The sequence below is a fragment of the Streptomyces monashensis genome (assembly GCF_001866665.1).
In the GTDB taxonomy this organism is placed as follows: Bacteria; Actinomycetota; Actinomycetes; order Streptomycetales; family Streptomycetaceae; genus Streptomyces; species Streptomyces monashensis.
Map to the genome: position 1 here is coordinate 37,566 of NZ_MLYO01000041.1, position 20,159 is coordinate 57,724.

Sequence of the window (20,159 nt, forward strand, 5' to 3'; positions counted from 1 at the left end):
CACCCGGCGCTCCGGGAACGCCACCGTCACCCTCTGCCACACCGGAACCAAGGGCCTGGCCCGGCACGTACGCGAGGCGGACATCGTCGTCGCGGCGGCCGGCTCGCCCGGACTGATCACCAAGGACATGCTGCGCCCCGGCGCGGCCGTCCTGGACGTCGGCATCACCCGCACCGAGCACGGCCTGGTCGGGGACATCCGCCCGGAGGCCGCCGCGGTCGCCGGACGGCTCCCGCCGATGCCCGGGGGAGTGGGACCCATGACCCGCACGATGCCGCTCGCCAACGTCGTCGAGGCCGCCGAGAGGAACGCGAACCCCGCATGAACGCGCTGAACATCCCCCTGGCCGAGCTGGACCCCGAGGTCCATGCCGCTCTCCGCGCCGAGCTGAACCGCCAGCAGTCCACCCTGGAGATGATCGCCTCCGAGAACTTCGCCCCCACCGCCGTGATGGAGGCACAGGGCTCGGTCGCGACCAACAAGTACGCCGAGGGCTACCCCGGCCGCCGCTACTACGGCGGCTGCGAACACGTCGACGTCACCGAGCGGCTGGCCATCGAACGGATCAAGTCCCTCTTCGGCGCGGGCTTCGCCAACGTCCAGCCGCACTCGGGCGCCCAGGCCAACACCGCCGTCTTCTTCGCCCTGCTGAAGCCCGGCGACACCATCCTCGGGCTCGACCTCGCGCACGGCGGCCACCTCACCCACGGCATGCGCATCAACTACAGCGGCAAGATGCTCAATGTCGTGCCGTACCACGTCTCCGAGGCGGACAACCTCGTCGACATGGACGAGGTGGAACGGCTCGCCAAGGAACACCGCCCCAAGATGATCATCGCGGGCTGGTCGGCGTACCCGAGGCAGCTGGACTTCGCGGCCTTCCGCCGGATCGCCGACCAGGTCGGCGCCCTCCTCATGGTCGACATGGCGCACTTCGCGGGCCTGGTCGCCGCCGGACTGCACCCCAGCCCCGTCCCGCACGCCCACGTGGTCACCACCACCACGCACAAGACGCTCGGCGGCCCCCGCGGCGGCGTCATCCTCACCGACGACGCCGACCTCGCCAAGAAGCTCAACTCGGCCGTGTTCCCCGGGATGCAGGGCGGGCCCCTGGAACACGTCATCGCGGCGAAGGCGGTCTCCTTCAAGGTCGCCGCGTCGCCCGAGTTCGCCGAGCGCCAGGCCCGGACCCTCGCCGGCGCCCGCGTCCTCGCCGAGCGCCTGACCCGGCCCGACGCGGCGGCGGCCGGGGTACGGGTGCTGACGGGTGGCACCGACGTCCACCTCGTCCTTGTGGACCTGCGGGACTCCGCACTCGACGGCAGGCGCGCCGAGGACCTCCTCCACGAGATCGGCATCACCGTCAACCGCAACGCCGTCCCCTTCGACCCACGCCCGCCCATGGTCACCTCCGGGCTGCGCATCGGCACCCCGGCGCTGGCCACACGAGGCTTCACCGAGGAGGACTTCACCGAGGTCGCCGACGTGATCGCCCTGGCCCTCCGGCCCGAGCCGGACGTGTCCGCCCTGCGCGCCCGCACCGAGGAGCTGGCCGCCAAGCACCCGCTCTACCCGCACCTCTCGTACGACGGAGGCGCCCGATGAGCCCCCGCACCCCCGGCGCCGACCTCCCCGACCACCCGGACTTCCTCTGGCGCACCCCCGAGCCCAAGCGGTCGTACGACGTGGTGATCGTGGGCGGCGGCGGGCACGGCCTGGCCACCGCCCACTACCTGGCGAAGAACCACGGCATCACCGACGTCGCGGTCCTGGAGAAGGGCTGGCTCGCGGGCGGCAACATGGCCCGCAACACCACGATCATCCGCTCCAACTACCTGTGGGACGAGAGCGCCGCCATCTACGAGCACGCCCTCGAACTCTGGGAGGGACTGGAGGAGGAGCTGGACTATCCGATCCTCTTCTCCCAGCGCGGTGTGCTGAACCTCGCCCACAGCTTCCAGGACGTACGCGACAGCGTGCGCCGGGTCGAGGCCAACCGGCTCAACGGAGTCGACGCCGAGTGGCTCGACGCGCAAGCGGTCAAAGAGGTCTGCCCGATCGTCAACGTCTCACCCGACGTGCGCTATCCGGTCCTCGGCGGCACCTACCAGCCCCGCGCCGGCATTGCCAAGCACGACTACGTCGCCTGGGGCTTCGCCCGCTCCGCGGACGCCGCCGGCATCGACATCATCCAGAACTGCGAGGTCACGGGGGTGGACGTGGTCGACGGCCGGGTGGTCGGCGTACAGACGAGCCTCGGTCCCATCGCCGCCGGCAAGGTGGCCCTGTGCTCGGCCGGCCACACCTCGGTCCTCGCCGCCATGGCGGGCATCGAACTCCCGCTCCAGAGCCACCCGTTGCAGGCCCTCGTCTCCGAGCTGCTGGAGCCCGTGCACCCGACCGTCGTCATGTCCAACGCGGTCCACGTGTACGTCAGCCAGGCGCACAAGGGCGAGCTGGTGATGGGCGCGGGCATCGACGCGTACAACTCCTACACCCAGCGCGGCGCGTTCCACGTCATCGAGGAGCAGATGTCCGCCGCCCTGGAGCTCTTCCCGGTGTTCGCCCGCGCCCACGTGCTGCGCACCTGGGGCGGCATCGTCGACGTCAGCCCCGACGCCTCGCCCGTCGTCGGCCTCAGCCCGGTCGGCAACCTCTACCTCAACTGCGGCTGGGGAACGGGCGGTTTCAAGGCCACACCCGGCGTCGGCTGGGTCTACGCCCACACCATCGCCCACGACGCCCCGCACACCCTGAACGCCCCGTTCTCGCTCGACCGTTTCACCACCGGCGCGCTCGTCGACGAGCACGGCGCGGCCGCCGTGGCCCACTAGGGAGGCCGACCATGCTGCTGATCTCCTGCCCGTGGTGCGGGCCCCGCGACGAGTCCGAGTTCCACTACGGCGGCCAGGCCCACGTCCCCTACCCCGAGGACCCCACCGCCCTCAGCGACGAGGAGTGGGCGCGCTACCTCTTCTTCCGTGCCAACCCCAAGGGCCCGTTCGCCGAACGCTGGACCCACGCGGCGGGCTGCCGCACATGGTTCAACGCGGTCCGGGACACATCGACCAACGAGATCCTGGCGGTGTACCGGGCGGGGGAGGAACGCCCGGAGACGGCGGAGCCGCGTCCGACGACTGCTCGGCGTGCCGCGGCCGTACCGGCCCGCCCGGCGATCGAGGGCAAGGCCCCTTCAGAGCCGCGCGGGGTTCTGGCGGCGGAGCCCCCGGCCCGGCTCGCGAGCCAACCCCACCGCCTCGCCGCCGGCGGCCGCATCGACCGCGCCACCCCCCTCACCTTCACCTTCGACGGCACCGAATACCAGGGCTACCGCGGCGACACTCTCGCCTCCGCCCTCCTCGCCAACGGCGTCGTCGCGGCGGCGACCGGCATCCGGCTCGGCCGCCCCCGCGGCATCTTCTCGGCGGGTGTCGAGGAACCCAACGCCGTCGTCCAGATCGAGGCCCCCTTCCCCGAGCCCATGCTCCCCGCCCCGGCCGTCGAGCTGTACGACGGACTGGTCGCGAGCAGCCTGCCCGGCCAGGGACGCCTCGCCGGCGAACCCGACCCCGCCCGCTACGACGCCGTGCACGCCCACTGCGACCTGCTGGTCGTCGGCGCCGGCCCGGCCGGACTTGCGGCGGCGGCCGCGGCGGCCCACAGCGGCGCCCGCGTCATCCTCGCCGACGACCAGCCGGAACCCGGCGGCAGCCTGCTCGGCACCGGGGAGCACCTCGACTGGGTCGAGGCCACACACGCACGGCTCGAAGCGGCCCCCGAGGTGCGCGTCCTCGTCCGCACCACTGTCTTCGGCCACTACGACGACAACCACGTCCTCGCCGTCGAGCGCCGCACCAACCACCTGGGCGCGGACGTCCCGGCGAACGTCTCCCGCGAGCGCGTCTGGCGGATCCGCGCCCGGCGCGTCGTCCTCGCCACCGGCGCCCACGAACGCTCCCTCGCCTTCGGCGACAACGACCGGCCCGGCGTGATGCTGGCCGCCTCGGCCCGGACGTACCTGCACCGGTACGCCGTCGTGCCGGGCCGCCACGCCGTCGTGTTCACCACCAACGACAGCGCCTACGCCGCCGCGCTCGATCTGGCGGCGGCCGGAGTGGACATCGAGGCGATCGTCGACACCCGGCCCGAGCCGGGGCAGTGGGCCGAGCGCGCCCGGTCCGCCGGGATCGAGGTGCTCGCCGGGCACGCCGTCACCGGCACCCGGGGCACGCGCCGACTCACCGCCGCGACCGTCGCCCCGTACGACCAACACGCCACAGGACAGCGGGAGTTCGCCGTCGACCTGCTCCTGGTCTCCGCCGGCTGGAACCCGGTCGCGCACCTGTTCAGCCAGGCGGGCGGCAAGCTGCGGTACGACGACGTGCTCGGCGCGTTCGTCCCCGACCACTGCCGTCAGGCGGTCGAGGTCGCCGGCGGCGCGAACGGGACCTTCGGCCTCGCAGCGGTCCTCGCCCAGGGCGCGGCGGCCGGCGCCCGCGCGGTCGAGGCGGAGGGCTACACCGCCGAGGCGCCCGCGCTCCCGGCCGTCGCCGCCCCGCCGTACACCCCGCCCATGCAGGTCTTCACCGTGCCCAGCGCCACCGGCGCCCCCCGCTTCGTCGACCTCCAGCGTGACGTCACGGTCGACGACCTGGCGCGGGCCACCGGGGCGGGCCTGCACTCGGTCGAGCACACCAAGCGCTACACCACGGCCGGCACGGCGAGCGACCAGGGCAGGACGGGCGGCGTCCTGGCGAGCGGGGTGGTCGCCGAACTCCTCGGCGTCGACATCTCGGCGCTCGGCCTGCCCACGTTCCGGCCGCCGTACACCCCCGTCTCCTTCGCCACCCTCGCCGGCCGCGACCGCGGCGCGCTGCACGACCCGATCCGTACCACCGCCCTGCACGGTTGGCACGTCGAGCACGGCGCGCTCTTCGAGGACGTCGGCCAGTGGAAGCGGCCCTGGTACTACCCGCGGGGCGGCGAGGACAGGGAGAGCGCCGTGCTGCGCGAGTGCCGCGCCGCCCGCGAGGGCGTGGCCTTCATGGACGCCTCCACCCTCGGCAAGATCGACGTGCAGGGCCCGGACGCCGCGCGCTTCCTCGACCTGCTCTACACCAACATGATGAGCACCCTGAAGACCGGCATGATCCGCTACGGCGTGATGTGCCGCCCGGACGGCATGGTCTTCGACGACGGCACCGTCATCCGGCTGGCCCAGGACCGCTTCCTCGTCACCACCACGACCGGCAACGCGGCGGCCGTCCTGGACTGGATGGAGGAGTGGCTGCAGACCGAATGGCCCGACCTGCGGGTGCACTGCACGTCGGTGACCGAGCAGTGGGCCACGGTCGCCCTCGTCGGCCCCGAGTCCCGCGCGGTCCTCGGCTCGCTCGCGCCCCGACTGGCCGTGGCCAACGACGACTTCCCGTTCATGGCCTGGCGCGACACGACCGTCGCCGGCATCGAGGCGCGCGTGTGCCGGATCAGCTTCTCCGGCGAACTCGCCTACGAGATCAACGTGTCACCCTGGCACGCCCGTGCGCTGTGGGAGGCGCTGGACGAGGCGGGCGCCCCCTACGGCATCACCCCGTACGGCACCGAGACCATGCACGTGCTGCGCGCCGAGAAGGGCTACCCGATCGTCGGCCAGGACACGGACGGCACGGTCACCCCGCAGGACCTCGGCATGGGCTGGGCGGTGTCCAAGAAGAAGCGCGACTTCATCGGCAAGCGCTCCCACGCCCGCGCCGACGCCGTCCGCCCCGACCGCAAGCACCTGGTCGCCCTGCTCCCCGACGACAGCCGTGTCCTCCTCCCCGAAGGCACCCAGCTGGTCGCCGAGAGCGAACTGCCCGCCCCGCCCGTGCCGATGCTCGGCCACGTCACGTCCAGCTACCGCAGCGCGGCGCTCGACCGGACCTTCGCGCTCGCTCTGGTCAAGGGCGGCCGGGACCGTATCGGCGAACGCCTCTACGCGCCCGTCGGCGACCGTCTGTTCCCGGTGACCGTCGCCAGTCCCGTCCTCTACGACCCCGAGGGAGCCCGCCGCGATGGCTGACACCGCCCCGACCGCCCGGCCGCGCAGCCCGCTGGAGTACGCGGCCGACCGCCTGGCCGCCGTGACGCGCTCGTCCGGGGGCGTGGTCCGCCTGGCCGAGGTCCCCTTCCTGGCCCAGGTGAACGTGCGCCTCGACGCCAAGAGCCCGGCGGCGGACGCCGTAGGCCTCGCGCTCGGGCTACCCCTGCCCCTGGAACCCAACACGGTCGTCCGTGCGGGCGAGTCGACCGTGATGTGGCTCGGCCCGGACGAATGGCTGGTGGTGGGACCGCCCGGTGCCCAGACGGGGCTGGAGGGCCGGATCCGCGCGGCGGCCGGGGACGAGCACGTCTCGGTCACCGATGTCTCCGCCCAGCGCACCACCCTCCTGGTCACCGGCCCCCGCGCACGCGACCTGCTCGCCCACGGCTGTGCGCTGGACCTGCACCCGAGCGCCTTCGGACCGGGCCGCTGCGCCCAGACGACGCTGGCCCGCGCCCACGTCATCCTCGTCGCCCGCGACGAGAGCAGGGCGGGCTTCTGGATCCTGGTGCGCTCCTCGTTCGCCGGCTATCTGACGGAGTGGCTGCTGGACGCGGCGGTCGAATACGGGTGAGCGACTCCGCACCGGCACTGCTGCGGGGCTCAGCCCAGGTATCCCATCCGGTGGCTGATCTCCTGCGCGCCCTTGAGCAGGGCCGGGGCGAGTTCGTGGAGGCGCTCCTCGGTGAAGCGGTACGCCGGCCCCGATGCGCTGAGGGCGGCGATGACCTCGCCGTCGTGGGAGCGGATCGGGGCCGCGACGGCGTGCAGGCCGATCTCCAGCTCCTCCAGCGTCACCGCGTAGCCGCGCTCGCGCGCCTCGGCGAGGTTCTTCTCCAGCTTCGTCTTCGAGGTCAGGGTGTGCGGCGTCAGCTTCCGCAGGCCGGACGCCGCGAGCACCCGGGCGCGCGCCTCCGTCGGCAGATGGGCCAGCAGGATCTTGCCGCTGGAGGTGGCGTGCACCGGGGTGAGCTGCCCGACCCAGTTGTGTGTGCCGACCGCGCCGGGGCCGCGCACCTGATGGAGGTTGACCGCGTAATGTTCCTGGAGGACGGCGATGTTGACGGTCTCGCCGATCTCCTCTATCAGCCGCTCGCACACCTCCCGGCCCTGCTGGGTGACGTCGAGACGGCCCGTGACCGCGCCCGCGAGACGCACGATCCCGAAGCCCAGCCGGTACTTGCCCCGTTCGCCGGCCTGCTCGACCAGGCCGCGAGCCTCAAGTGCGCCGAGCAGGCGGAACGCGGTCGACTTGTGGACGTCGATCTCGGCGGCGACCTCGCTGACGCCCGCCTCACCGCGACGGGCGAGGATCTCCAGGACGCCGACGGCACGGTCGACGGACTGCACCCCGGTCACAGCGGGGCCTGTTGTTTCGCCATCTGCTGTGTAGTTGCTCATGGCGCAACTATACGCACCGCCGTCCCGGTGCCCCGCCCTTGAGGCGAAGGCATAGCACGGCACTGTACTGTCCGCTGAGACCTCGGTCCGTGGTTCCGGTGCGCGCCGCCGTCCTTCCCGTCAGCGGAAGACGACCGTGCAGTGCCCGTTGACCAGTACGCGGCACTCGCTGTGCCACTCCACGGCGCGGGCGAGCACCTGGGCCTCGACGTCACGCCCGAGGGCGACCAGCTCGTCCGGGGCATGCCTGTGGTGCACGCGGACGACGTCCTGCTCGATGATCGGGCCCTCGTCGAGATCGGGCGTGACGTAGTGTGCCGTGGCCCCCACGAGCTTGACGCCGCGCTGGTGCGCCTGGACGTAGGGCTTCGCCCCCTTGAAGCTCGGCAGGAAGGAGTGGTGGATGTTGATGGCCCGGCCGTCGAGCTTCTTGCACAGGTCGTCGGAGAGGATCTGCATGTACCGGGCGAGGACCACGAGGTCGACGTCCAGTTCGTCGACGAGCCGGAGCAGCCGGGCCTCCGCCTCCGCCTTGGTCTGTGGCGTCACCGGGATGTGGTGGAAGGGGATGCCGTAGTTCCGGGCCAGCGCCTCGACGTCGCGGTGGTTGGAGACGATCGCCGGGATCTCGATGTTGAGCGCCCCCGTGGACGTGCGGAAGAGCAGGTCGTTCAGGCAGTGACCGAACTTCGAGACCATGACCAGCGTGCGGGTCGGGGTCGAGGCGTCGTGCAGCTGCCACGTGATCCGGTACGCCTCGGCGACCGGTCCGAAACCGGTGCGCAGGTCCTGCGGCGAGACGCCCGGATCCGTGACGTCGAAGTGCACCCGCATGAAGAAGCGGTCCTGCAGCCGGTCGTCGAACTGCTGGCTCTCCAGGATGTTGCCGGAGTGGGCGACGAGGAAGGAACTCACGGCGTGGACGAGACCGGCCCGGTCGGGGCACGAAAGAGTGAGGACGAACTCGCGGCCCGGCTGCGGTCGAGGGGACATGACATCCTCCCTGGATGCGCGATGCGCAACGATGCGGGTAATACGCAACATGGTCGGGCGTGGGTGGGCGGCTGGTCAAGGGTGCTGTTCTTATTGCGCATCAGGTTTCGTTATGTGCAACAGATGCCTCACGGTGTCAGGGCGGTCCGCTCCGTGCCGTCCTCCCGCAGCGGCGCGGCCTCCTGCGCCGTACGCCCGCGCAGGGCCGTCACCACCAGTGCGGCCGAGCACAGGGCCGCCGCACCGCACACCACGAACCCGATCGAGTAACCGTGCCCCAGGGCGTCGAGGGCGTACGAACGGGCCGTGCCCGGCGGTGAGTTGGCGGGGACGGAGTTCAGGGCGAGGGGCCCGCCCTCCTTGAGCACCTCGTGGGCCGCCGCCCTCGACTCCGCGTTCAGCGACGACGAGGAGTCCAGCGAGGACGTCACCCGGGTCGCCGCCCGGCTCAGCGCGACCGCGCCGATGACCGCCGGGCCGAGGGTGAAGCCGACGTCACGCAGCAGGTTGGTCGCCGCGCTCGCCATGCCCGCGAGCGGGAGCGGCACCGTGTTGACAGCGGTCGCGGTGATCGACGACACCGTGAACGCGAAGCCGGTTCCGACGAGACCGAGCGGCAGGATCAGCGCGGCCAGGGCGCGGTCGCCGACGTCCAGCCCGGCGGCCAGGAAGTCGCCCGCCGCGATCAGCGCCAGACCGGCGGTGAGCAGCGCCCGTGCGGGCAGCCGGTGCAGCAGCCGCGAGGTCAGCGGGGTGAGCAGCGGCGTGATGCCGTTGAGCAGCAGGAACGCGAACGAGGCGCGCAGCGGGCTCTGGTGCTGGATGGGTCCGAGCCGGATGCTGGTCGCGTACGCCGTGCCGAGGAAGCTGAACATGCCCACGACCGCGACGGCCGACGCGATCGCGAAGGAGCGGTTGCGGAACAGGTCCAGGCGCAGCAGCGGGGAGCGGGCCCGGCTCTCGGCGACCACGAACAGGCCCACGAACACCGCGGCGATCACGAACGCCACGACCACCGGAGCCGAACCCCAGCCGTCGGCCGGCCCCTGGACGACGGCGTACAGCAGGGCGAACAGGCCGACACCGATGGCGATCTGACCGCCGACGTCCAGCGAACGCCCCTCCGGTGAGCGGGAGTCGACGGCGATCCCCAGACTCACCAGCGCGCTGACCGCGGCCAGCGCGGCGACCACCACGAATGCCGCGCGCCATGAGCCGTAGGTGCCGGTGATCCCGCCGAGCAGCGGGGCGAGGAAGCCGCCCGCGGACAGGCTGGAGGCCCACAGCGCGATGGCGCGGGCGCGCTCGGCGCCGGTGTGCGTACCGGCCGCGATCATGGAAAGCGAGGTCGGGAAGAGCGCGGCCGCGCCGAGGCCGGCCAGCGCCTGCCCCGCCCACAGCTGATGGATCCCGGACGCGCTCGCGGCGACCACCTCACCCGCGCACACCAGCGCGGCGCCGCCGACGAGGAGGCGTTTACGCCCGAAGAGGTCGCCCAGTACACCGAAGGTGAGTTCCAGGACGGCCACAGGCAGCAGGAACGCGTCGGAGATCCACGTCAGTTGGGAGCCGACCGGGTGGAGATGCTCCTGGAAGAGCCCGTTGAGGGTGGCGGGTATCGCGAGGCCGATCTGGGCGAGGCAGACCGCGAGACAGCCGGCGACGAGCGTGCCGAGGGGGAGGGGCGTACGGGAGGGGGACGTACGGGGGAGGGACGTGTGCGGGGCGGCGGATGCGTCGGACATGAGCGGGGTCCCCAGGTCAGTGGTGGGCGGGGCACACGGGCCGGTCGCGGCCGACCGTGAGCGGTGCGGGGCGGAACGGGACGTACGCCGCCCCGCCCAGGCCGAGTGCGGTGGCGGACCGCTGGAGCGCCGCCGGGGTCGCGGCATCGTCCCAACGGCCGGTGGTGACGCGGTGTTCGAGGGCGTGCAGGGCCGCCACGGTCTCGGCCGTGGTGAACGCGCAGTGGCCCTGCCGCTCGACGTACGCCTGCCGCAGCAGCGCGCCGTCCCCGGCCGCGCGCACCCGCTCGCCGAACCGTCGCTCCTGCTCGACCGGGACCAGGTTGTCCCCGGTCGTATGCACGTCCAGCAGCGGCACGCCCAGCCCCTGCCCGGCCGAGGAACTGCGCTGCGCGGCACGGACCGCGGCGGGGTCCGCGGTGACCGAGGCGCCCCGGGTCAGGGCGGCGAGGTCGGCGCGCAGGTCGAGCCCGGCCGCCCGGTAGAGCGCGCGGACCTGCGGCGCATGGACGGATCCGGCGAGCAGGTTCTCGTAACCGACCCCCTGGTTCCAGGTGTTGTTGCCGCCGGCGGACCGCTCGACGGCGTACCGGCCGCCCTCGACGAACGCCAGGACGCCCTGCGCGAACCATGCGTACTGCTGTTGCTCCTGGCCCGCCCAGTCGGTCGGCGCGGGCCGGGCCTGCCCGGGCGCCCAGGCGGGCAGGTTGAGGAAGGCCGCGGCCAGCGCGATCCGGGCCCGGCCCCGCGCGGTGGCCTGGGCGGCGGTGACGGCGTCGGTGAGCCTCTGGGCGGTGGCCGCCGCGGCGCCGGCGGACCCGAACCGGACGAGGTCGACGTGCTGCCCCGGCAGCAGCAGCCGGGCGATGGCGTACTCGGCGTCGAGCTGGTAGTTGTCCAGGTCCGTGGCGCCCGCGACCAGACCGCACAGCCCGAGCGCGCCGTCGACGCGGCCGGCCCCGTCGCGGGCGATCTGCGCGTTGACGAGCCCGCCCATGGACTGGCCGACGGCGAGGGTGCGTCGAGGGGTGCCGAGCTTCGCGGTGACGGCGTCGAGCGTGCCGAACTGATCGCGTTCGGCGCTGTTCAGGGCCCACGTCGAGCCGTGGGGGTCGTACGACGCCCCGGCCATCGCGTACCCCTCGGTGAGCAGCTCGGCGCGTACGGCGTCGGACGGCGCGTCCTCGGCGACGGTGGGGCCGAAGCCGTGGCTGAACAGCAGCAGCGTGCCGTTCCAGCGGACCGGGACGTCCGCGATCCACGTGGCGCCGTCGGAGAGGGTGCCGGTGAGGTGACCGGTGGCTCCCGTGCCTGTCGGGGCGGCCTGCGCGGGCGAGGCGGCGAGGCCCACGGACGCGACCGTGGCCAGCGCGGCGAACGCCGCGCGCAGTCGGGCCCTGGAGGTACGGGGACGAGGACGGGACGTGCGGGCAGGGGTGCTGGCGCGCATGGCGTGGGCTCCTTCTGGGGGGCGTCGGCGGAGCGGGTCCCGGACGGATGGGCCAGATGGTCAGTGCACTGAACGAAGCGGGGTGCCAGGAATGTAGGGCGAATTTCTTGCGGCCGTCAATGCAATGCACAACATCAATTGGCCGGAGAGCGCACGACCGCGCCCCGCGGGACCACGGAGGGGCAGGAGCGCGAGAACGCGGGAGGGGCTAGGTCGCGGGAAGGGTCTCGATGAGCCGGCGCGCCGCGTCCCGGGCGGGCGCCTCCAGGTGGGCGTGCACCGCACGGAACGTCTTCTCGGCGTGGGCCGCGGGCCAGTCGGCGGGCAGGTGCTGCACGGGCAGCCGGGGGTCGGCACGGATGACCTGAAGCCACTCGGCGGTCAGCCGGAGGCGCAGCGCGAGAGCCTCCTCGGCGGCCGGCTGTGTACCGCCCGATGAGTACGGACGCCAGGCCTCGTCGAACTCGCGGTAATGGGCGGCCAGTCGGGGCAGATCCCAGGTCTCGTCGATCATCTCGGCGATGTCCATGCCCGTGTCCGCGTGGGCACGGAAGACCTTGACGTGCGCGGCCAGGCCCAGCTCTCCGACGATCTCGGAGACGTCGACCTCGCCCGGCGCGATCCACAGCCCGCTGAACAGCGCCCCGAAGCCCGCCCAGGTCAACTGCGAGCGCAGGTCGTGCCGTTGGCGCTGCCACGACTCCGGCAGCGAGAACCCGAGCAGCGTCCACGTCCCGTCCCAGTCCCGGTTGACCGCACCCGTCTTCCAGATGCGCCGTTCCCCGTCCCGCAGGATCGCCTCGGAGCGGCTGGTGAGCCCGATGTACGTCCGCCGACCCGCCCGCCGCCGGCTCAGCAGCCCACGCCCCGCCAACCGGCTGAGCATGGACCGGGTGGCCTGCTCCCCGACACCGGCCCGGCGGAACACCTCGATGACACTCCCCGTGTACACGCACACCCCGCGCCCCAGCACCTCGTCACCGAGGAAGCTGAGCAGGAGGGACTGGGGGCGGGGGACGGGACCGGTCACGTGAATACAGTACGAGACGTCCGCCGACCGGAGCAGCCGCTGGAGACTCCGGTACGTTCGGGCCATGACGCGCGCGAGGGACGTCCCGGTGGGGCGGTGAGTGGATGTGGGCCGGGTCGCCGCGGTCCTGGAGGACCTGTCCGGGGAAGGTCCTCTCGCGACGGTCCACCACTGACGACGAGGCCCCTCGTCGGCCCGAAGAGCCGTGAACCCGACGTGGGTCAGCCGATGAGCGAGCGGAACCGCTCGATCGTACGGCGTCGCATCGTGAGGAAGGCGAGCCACGAGCCGTCGGCGTAGTGCAGCCGGAAGCGGGCCATGAGCTGGGTCCGGGGACGGCGTTCGACCCGGGCCACCCAGGCGCGGGGCACCTCCCACACCGGGGTGCCGTCCAGGGGCTTGACGAGTCCGACCCGCTGGTCCGTCACGCGCAGCAGCAGCGCACCGGAGGTGTCGGGCATGCCCTCCGCGATGCTGCCTGCCGCGCCGGACTGCGCGCCGACGCCGTTGACGAACTGGTTCGCGATGACCCCGCCGAGGTTCAGGCTGATGCCCTTGGCACTCTTGGCGGGTACGACGCTGCCGTACCCCAAGAGCCGCTCACCGGGAGCCAATTGACGGAGGGCGGAACGCTCTTGGAGGGCAGACATGCCCATGATCATAGGTGATCGGCGTCGAGGCCGGCGGAGAGCGCGGAGACCGCCGGTCGGATCAGGGCGGTCGCTGGCAGGCACCCGGTCCGCGGACTACACGGCGATGACGGCGACTCCGGTCCCGCCCGGTGCGCCGGCCTGCTGGGGGGGTGGCGGAACGTGTGCTGAATTCACCACGCAGGGCGTCGCGTTGGCGTAGCGCTGCCGCGGGGTTCGATGTGAACCCCGGCGTCTGGTCGGGAGACGCGGGCGACGATGCCTCGTGGCGTCCATGCCGGTGCCACCAGCGCCATGGCGGACAGCGCCGGGGGTCGACCGGGTGCCGACTGGAAGTCTTCGGCGTCCAGGGCGGGACCGATGTCGGCAGCGTCGACGTAGGTGACCTGGCGGTCCAGGCCGTTCGGGCACATGAACACCCACACACAGGACGGGACGGACACACCGCCTGGCCGTGAAGCCCGGGCGATCACCAGCCGGGACCCGGGGGCGCTGTGTGCCCGAGTACTCGACAGGCGGTCGCCCCGTACACGGGCTGCACACCCGGTCACCCCTGACCCGGACGTGATCCTCCCCACTCACGGCCCGGTCCCCGCCGGCACCGCGCTGTCCGGTACGGCGTGCGATGGACCTTCGTCTTCCCGCTGATGATCCGCAACAGGGTCTCGGTCGCCGAGATCGAAGCGGAATCGCTGCCCGCGTCGAGGTGAATCCCCGCTTGTCGAGGGGGCTCGCCGGGGTTGATCTGTCCGCGGGTGATCTGCGGTGACCGGGTGGTTGTCCCGGGTCCCGCCTGTCGGTCTGTCAGGTATGGCGTACGGAAGGCACCGGCGGTCCCTGTGCAGTGATGTGTGCCGTGTCACGAATTCCGAACTGTTCCTAAGTTGTCTGCATCACAGCGGAAATGTCCCTTTGGCGTCCATGCTCGATGCGGACAGCGAGTCCCCAAGTGGAGCCCATCGGCGACCCCTTGGGTGTGACGTCCGAAGTGACCCATGACACAGCACTCACGACATTCCTCCTCACAGGAAAGGTGCCCCCTTATGGCCGCTTACCTCTGCCCTCCTGCCGTGATTCACGGCGAACACCCCGTGGAGACCAGCCAGATCGTGGCGGAAGTGCGCGAGCGGCACCCGCACGCCGCGTGGGCGCCGCGGATCGACGGCATCGCGGCCAGTACGGGCATCAAGACCCGCGGGTGGATGCTGCCCCTGGAGGCCGCTGTCGCGCCCGGCAACGGCGGTGGCCTGCGGGGTGTCGGCAGCGGGCCGGTCCAAGAGGCGCTGGTCCGTGACGGGTTCACCCAGCAGGACGCGGACCGCGTGATCGCCGCCCTTGAGGCGATACCCGCGCCGCAGACCGTCCAGGAGCGCACCGCGCCGGCCTGGGAGGCCGTGCAGTCCTACGGGGAGCGTGCGGCGCGCGGGGCCCTGCAGATCGCCGGGCTGGACGTCGCGGACATCGACTGCCTGATCACCAGTCACTCCACCACCCCGGCGCTGCCGGGCCTGGACGTCGCCCTCGCCAACAGGCTTCCCCTGCGCAACGACGCGATGCTGCTGCCGGCCACGCAGTGGGCCTGTGTCGCGGGGACCCGCTCCCTGGCGCTGGCGGCCGACCTCGTGGCCGCTGACCCCGACCGGGTGGTCCTGGTCGTGATCGCCGAGGCGCTGAGCACGACCTACCAGCCCGCGGACGACACCCTGGAGTCCCTGATCGTCCGGCTGCTGTTCGCGGACACCGCGGTCGCCGCGGTGGTCACGGGCCGCCCGAGACGCGAGTCGGCGCTGCGGCTGGACGCCGCCTGGCACCACACCCTGCCCGCCACCCACGACCTGCACCGCCTGGACACCCGTGCGGACGGCACCCACTTCGTGATGGACCGGCGCGGACCGCGCGCCGTACAGGAGACGGTCACCGCGATGTGGGAGTGGCTGCGCCTCCGCTACCGGGACGACCCCGACTCCTGGCACCCCGACGTGCTGCTGGCGCACCCCGGCGGGACCCGGGTGCTGGAGTACATGGAGCAGACGATGCCCGACGCGTGGCCGTCGGGACTGCTGGACTTCAGCCGGGACAGCTACACCAGTGGCAACCGCGGAGGCGCCGCCGTGTTCGACATCATGCGGCGGGCGTACGACGCCGGGCAGAAGCCGGGCAGTCGCGCCGTCCTGTACGCGGCGGCACCGGGCCTGACCGCCACCGCCCTGGAAGGCGAGTGGCTGTAGCACGAGCCCGCGCCGGCGGTCCCGGCGAACGGGGCCGTCCGCGTCACATGCCGTACGCGGGTCACGTCACGCGATGCCGTGTCGTGCCGTGTCATGTCGTGCCACTCCGGTCCGTCGGCCGCGTCACCTCGCGACTTCCGCCCAGACCACCTTGCCGGTGTCCGTCCACCGCACCCCCCACCGGGTGGTCAGCCTGTGCACGGTCTGCAGGCCGCGACCGTCGTCGTCGAGGAGGCCGCCCCTGCCCAGCCGCGGCCGGCCGTTCCCGGTGTCGCCCACCTCGCACAGCAGGCCGTGACCGGCCCTGATCAGCCGCACCGTGATGGGACCGGTGGCGAAGCGCACCGCGTTCGTGACCAGCTCGCTGACGAGCAGCAGCACGGTGTCCCGGGTGTCGTCCCTGGTGCCCCATCGCCGGAGCAGCGCGGAGACCTGCGCGCGGGCACGGGCGGGCGCGTCGTCGCGGGCGGGCAGCCGCCAGGTGGCGGTGTCCCCCTTGCGGTAGCCGATCATCCGTGCGAGCAGCAGGGTCACGTCGTCGCGCCGGTGCACGGGTGCCAACGCGGAGACGACGTGCCGTGCGGCCTGCTGCAGGCCGTCCCAGGGGTGCACCGCGGACACGGCGTCCGCCAGCCTGGCGATGCCCTCGTCGATCGACGAGGCCGGATCCTCCACCAGGCCGTCGGTGTAGAGGGCGAGCAGCGAGTCCGGGGGTGCGCCGAAGGTGTGCACGTCGAACGGCTCCCGCAGCGCGAACTCGGCGCCCAGGCCGGGGTGCGGGCGGACCGCCAGCGGGGCCGCGTGCCCGTCGGGGGAGACCAGCACCGGGGGAAGATGACCGGCGCTGGACAGCGCCAGGTGGTGGCTGACCGGGTCGTAGAGGGCGATGCAGCAGGTCGACCCGAGGGCGCTGTAGCCGGCCGCCAGCCCGGACTCCGTGTCGTCCAGCAGCGTCACGGTCTCGTCCAGGTGCTCCAGGACCTCGTCGGGCGCCAGCCCCGCGGACAGCAGCGCACGGGCCTCCATGCTCAGCTGGCCCATGGTGGCCGCGGCTCCCAGACCGTGCCCGACGACGTCACCGACCACCAGCGCGGTACGGCCGTCCGGCAGCGGAAAGCTGTTGACCCAGTCGCCGCCGACGCCCGCGCTGTCGGGCGTGGCGGGCTGGTAGACACTGGCGATCTCGATCGTGTCGCCGCCGGTCCGCGGCAGCAGCCGACGCTGCAGCGCCAGCACCTGTGTGTGCTCGCGCTGGTGCTGACGGGCCAGGTCGACGTGGTGGACGGTCCTGGCCACGAGCTCCTGCAGGTCGAACAGTTCGCTGTCGCGGAAGGGGCAGTCCGCCCGCCGCCAGACCTCCGCCACGCCCAGCACGACGGGCGGCGCGCCGTCCAGGACCAGCGGAATGCACGCCACACCCGCCGACCGGTCACCGGGCACCAGGGCGCGCAGCACGCGCGGACTGCCGAGCACCCGCTCGACCGCCGCCCCGTCGGGTATGACGATGGCCTGCGGGGCATCGGCCCGCCGTACCGCCAGCGCCAGCAGACGACTCGCGTCGCCGGGCAGATCGTCGCCCGGAGTGACGTAGCCCTCGGGCCATGCCCGGTCCGGCACCAGGGCCGCCCGGCGCAGCCGGATGCGCCCCTGCGCCCGCTCGGTGACTCCCTCGCCCGTCCACACGGCGAAGTCGAGGTCGACGGCGGCCACGTCTCCCCAGGCCAGCAAGGACTCCGCCAGCGACTGCGCGGTCTCGCCGATGTCCAGCGAGGTGCCGATCGCGGTCTCGGCGGCGTACAGGTGCAGCCTCCTGGCCATGGCGATCACGGAGACGGTCAGGCCCTCCTGAGGCACCGCTGCGGGCAGGATGCTCAGCGAGACCACCAGCTCCGACCCGTCGGCGCGCCGCAGGCGCTGGATCCGGGCGACGTGCGCCTCGCCGGTCTCCAGGACCTGCCGCAACCGCCGCGTGACCGTCGGTACGTCCCCGGGCGGCAGCAGATCGACGAAAGGGCTCCCGGTCACGGCGTTCAGACCCGCGAACACGGGCGCGTCCAGATTGCAGCGGGTGATTCTCAGCTCCCGGTCCAGGTTGACCGCGCCGAGAATCTGCTCCTGACCGCCCGCTGCCGTGTCGTCGGGTACGCGCCGACCGGTGGCGCGGTCGCCCCGGGCGTCGGCAGGACCGGCGGCCGCTGCCGCTCCGCCGCTCGGGAAGTAGCGCCCCAGAGCGCTGCTGACGAGATCGAACGGCGAGGAGGACGAAGCGGAGGGTGTGGAGTCCATGCGGCTCTCTCGGCAATCCCCGGCGCGGCGCCGGGGCCGTACTCGGACCCGTCCGACGGGGCCCGAGATCCCTGACGGCACACCTCATTGAATAACACCGGGGGTCGCTTCGCCCACATCAGCGGATCACGCGGCGACGGCGGACAGGGCGGTCCGCCGAGGCCCGTGGGGCGTCAGCCGGTCGCGCTGCCCGCGACCCACTGCGTCCAGGGCATGTTCCAGTCGCTCAGGCCGTTGTCCGGGGCCAGCGTGGTCTTGTCCGCGGAGTTCTTGACGATGACGACGTCACCGATCATCGAGTTGTCGAAGAACCACGCGGCCGGCTTCCCGCCGTCGCCGCCGCCCTTGACGTCCTTCAGGCCCACGCAGCCGTGGCTGGTGTTGGCCTTGCCGAAGATCGAGTCGGCACCCCAGTAGTTGCCGTGGATGAACGTGCCCGAGGCGGTCAGGCGCATGGCATGGGGCACGTCACTGATGTCGTACGCGGGCTTGCCGTCCTTCTTCGTGAGGCCGACGCTCGCGCCGTTCATGTGGATGTGCCGGAACTTCTCGGAGATGACCATCCGGCCGTTGTACGTCGGGTGCTCGGGGCTGCCGGACGAGATCGGTATGGTCTTGATCGTCTTGCCGTCCCGCACGACGGTCATCTGCTTCGTCGTGGCGTCGACGGTGCTGATCTGGCTCCGGCCGATCTTGAACGTGACCGTCTTCCGGACGCCGTGGCTGGTGAGGTTGACGGTGACGGTGGAGCCGGGCTTCCAGTAGCCCTCGGGGCGGAAGTCCAGGCGGTTGTCGTTGAACCAGTGACCGACGACCCGCTGACCGCTGCTGGAGCTGACCTGGATCTTCGACTGGACGGCGGCCTTGTCGCCGATCGCCTTGTCGAAGGTGACCGATACCGGCATGCCCACGCCGACGGTCGAGCCGTTCTCGGGGGAGAGGTGGCCGATGAAGTCGTTGGCCGGGGAGACCGTGGTGATCGTGGCGTTCCCGGTGACGGAGCGGCCCTTGGCGTCCGCGGCCTCCGCCTCGACCTGATAGGTCGTGGCCCGCTCCAGTCGCCCGTTCGGCTTCCAGGACGTGCCGTCCGCGGACAGCGTGCCCGGTATCTCGGTACCGGTCGCGACAGCGGTCATGGTCACCTTGGTGAGCTTGCCGTTGCTGACGGTGACACGGACGGGGCTGTCGATCCCGACGTTGTGGGCACCTTGACCGGGCGTGATCCCTATTCGGGCGGCGGAAGCGTCCTGGGCGTCCGACTGAGCTCCCTGAGCCTGCGCTTTCGGCTGCTTCCCGGTGCCGTTGCCGCTGGTGGCGGCGTGGCTGGTGCCACCGAGAGCGGTGAGTGCGAGTACGCCGCCGAGGACGCCGGCGGTTCCCATCAGTCCGGTGCGTCGCTTACGTGCCGTGATCAAACGCTTCTCCCGTGTCGTTGGTCGTCGAGTGCGTGGAGCCGGTTGCCGGAGGAGCGCAACCGACATGAAGGATCCACTCTTACGCACTCATCCACCCTAAAGGGAGTGAATTGTGGCGAATTCCACGCATGAGCGGGCCGCTGACCGACCGGCGCGGGTCCTTCGGTGACGTGCGGACGACCGAACGGGGGCCGGCTCCCCGAGCGCGGAGCCGGCCCCCGTGGGGGAGGGCGTGGATCAGCTGATGCCGAGCTTCGCCAGTGCCGTCGTCCAGTCGGTCATGATGGCGTCCTGCGCGTCGGTGAGGTTGACGGTGCCGGCGCAGACGGCCTTCTTGAGCTTGTTCTCGACCACGTCCTTGTCGGCCGAGGTCTTGTTGCCGTAGTGCGGTTCGGGCCACAGGTTCTGCTCGCTCCTCGGCGCGCCACCGAGTTCGAGCGGGACGAAGTGGTCCTCTTCGTAGTCCGAGGTGCTGGTGTCCGTGTAGCCGTACTCCACGATTTGCTTCTTCTTCAACGCGGTGGTGTACGAACTCGGGGGGCGCACCGTCGAGGTCCAGCCCGACACGCAGATGGTGGAGTTGATGGTGCTCTGCGTGACGTCGGGGTTGAGGGCGCCGGGCTGACACGTGGGGTCGGGGAGGGGAAGGTAGGACTGGCTGCACGACTGCGCGTGCGCGGTTGTGGTGGTGACGATGAGCCCCGCCGCGGCGAGGGCGAGAGTGGACAGGGCGGTCACGATGGGGCGTGCCGTTCGGGACATGTGGGGGATCTCCCGGTGTGGTGCCCGGCATTCGTCCGGGCGGTCATGGTCATGACAACACGGGATCATCTATGCGAGTAGATGCTTTGCCGCCCGGGGAAATCCTTTGGTTGAAGA

14 protein-coding genes and 1 pseudogene are annotated in these 20,159 nt (G+C 72.0%); 6 read left to right on the forward strand and 9 right to left on the reverse strand.

The features are described 5' to 3' along the window. Window position 1: 1 nt before the first annotated feature. From BIV23_RS24760 to BIV23_RS24780, 5 genes and pseudogenes are all read left to right on the forward strand, one after another. A pseudogene (locus BIV23_RS24760) lies at window positions 2-325 on the forward strand (bifunctional methylenetetrahydrofolate dehydrogenase/methenyltetrahydrofolate cyclohydrolase); the annotation flags it as partial. Next, window positions 322-1,605 (forward strand): serine hydroxymethyltransferase, encoded by a 1,284-nt coding sequence (gene glyA / locus BIV23_RS24765; RefSeq protein WP_071383153.1) that lies wholly within the window; start codon window positions 322-324, stop codon window positions 1,603-1,605. The pseudogene BIV23_RS24760 and the gene glyA, both read left to right, overlap by 4 nt. Beyond that, complete coding sequence (locus BIV23_RS24770; RefSeq protein WP_071383154.1) at window positions 1,602-2,834, forward strand: sarcosine oxidase subunit beta family protein; 1,233 nt, start codon at window positions 1,602-1,604, stop codon at window positions 2,832-2,834. The genes glyA and BIV23_RS24770 overlap by 4 nt, the downstream gene beginning before the upstream one ends. Before the next feature lie 11 nt (window positions 2,835-2,845). After that, window positions 2,846-6,061 (forward strand): sarcosine oxidase subunit delta family protein, encoded by a 3,216-nt coding sequence (locus tag BIV23_RS24775; protein ID WP_071383155.1) that lies wholly within the window; start codon window positions 2,846-2,848, stop codon window positions 6,059-6,061. Next, a complete protein-coding gene (locus tag BIV23_RS24780; RefSeq protein WP_071383156.1) occupies window positions 6,054-6,656 on the forward strand; it encodes a sarcosine oxidase subunit gamma in 603 nt (200 codons plus the stop codon). Before BIV23_RS24775 ends, BIV23_RS24780 begins: the two co-directional genes overlap by 8 nt. Before the next feature lie 29 nt (window positions 6,657-6,685). On the opposite strand, the gene BIV23_RS24785 is transcribed toward BIV23_RS24780, so the two are convergent. The 6 genes from BIV23_RS24785 to BIV23_RS24810 form a co-directional block, all read right to left on the reverse strand. Beyond that, window positions 6,686-7,483, reverse strand: coding sequence for an IclR family transcriptional regulator (locus BIV23_RS24785; protein ID WP_079173339.1), 798 nt, complete (start codon window positions 7,481-7,483; stop codon window positions 6,686-6,688). Between the two features lie 120 nt (window positions 7,484-7,603). Further along, a complete protein-coding gene (gene purU / locus BIV23_RS24790; RefSeq protein ID WP_071383157.1) occupies window positions 7,604-8,476 on the reverse strand; it encodes a formyltetrahydrofolate deformylase in 873 nt (290 codons plus the stop codon). A 128-nt stretch (window positions 8,477-8,604) separates the two neighbouring features. After that, on the reverse strand, window positions 8,605-10,221 hold the full coding sequence (locus BIV23_RS24795; protein WP_071383158.1) for an MFS transporter: 1,617 nt from the start codon (window positions 10,219-10,221) through the stop codon (window positions 8,605-8,607). A gap of 16 nt (window positions 10,222-10,237) precedes the next feature. Beyond that, window positions 10,238-11,671 (reverse strand): alpha/beta hydrolase, encoded by a 1,434-nt coding sequence (locus BIV23_RS24800; RefSeq protein WP_071383159.1) that lies wholly within the window; start codon window positions 11,669-11,671, stop codon window positions 10,238-10,240. 208 nt (window positions 11,672-11,879) lie between these two features. After that, window positions 11,880-12,701: a PaaX family transcriptional regulator gene (locus BIV23_RS24805; protein ID WP_071383319.1), complete on the reverse strand. Its 822-nt coding sequence runs from the start codon at window positions 12,699-12,701 to the stop codon at window positions 11,880-11,882. A gap of 221 nt (window positions 12,702-12,922) precedes the next feature. Next, the gene (locus BIV23_RS24810) at window positions 12,923-13,351 is read right to left on the reverse strand and encodes a hypothetical protein (RefSeq protein ID WP_143079107.1); all 429 of its coding nucleotides are present in this window, start codon (window positions 13,349-13,351) and stop codon (window positions 12,923-12,925) included. 1,043 nt (window positions 13,352-14,394) lie between these two features. On the opposite strand from BIV23_RS24810, the gene BIV23_RS24815 reads away from it, so the two are divergent. Continuing rightward, entirely contained in the window at window positions 14,395-15,579 is a 1,185-nt protein-coding gene (locus tag BIV23_RS24815; protein WP_071383161.1) for a beta-ketoacyl-[acyl-carrier-protein] synthase family protein, read from the forward strand. A gap of 123 nt (window positions 15,580-15,702) precedes the next feature. Here BIV23_RS24815 and BIV23_RS24820 read toward each other — a convergent pair whose 3' ends face one another. The 3 genes from BIV23_RS24820 to BIV23_RS24830 all read right to left on the reverse strand — a co-directional run bounded on the left by BIV23_RS24820 (window position 15,703) and on the right by BIV23_RS24830 (window position 20,042). Next, a complete protein-coding gene (locus BIV23_RS24820) occupies window positions 15,703-17,865 on the reverse strand; it encodes an ATP-binding SpoIIE family protein phosphatase (protein ID WP_071383162.1) in 2,163 nt (720 codons plus the stop codon). 173 nt (window positions 17,866-18,038) lie between these two features. Then, complete coding sequence (locus tag BIV23_RS24825; RefSeq protein WP_245790637.1) at window positions 18,039-19,247, reverse strand: L,D-transpeptidase; 1,209 nt, start codon at window positions 19,245-19,247, stop codon at window positions 18,039-18,041. Between the two features lie 270 nt (window positions 19,248-19,517). Then, entirely contained in the window at window positions 19,518-20,042 is a 525-nt protein-coding gene (locus BIV23_RS24830) for a hypothetical protein (RefSeq protein ID WP_071383164.1), read from the reverse strand. Window positions 20,043-20,159 lie beyond the last annotated feature (117 nt).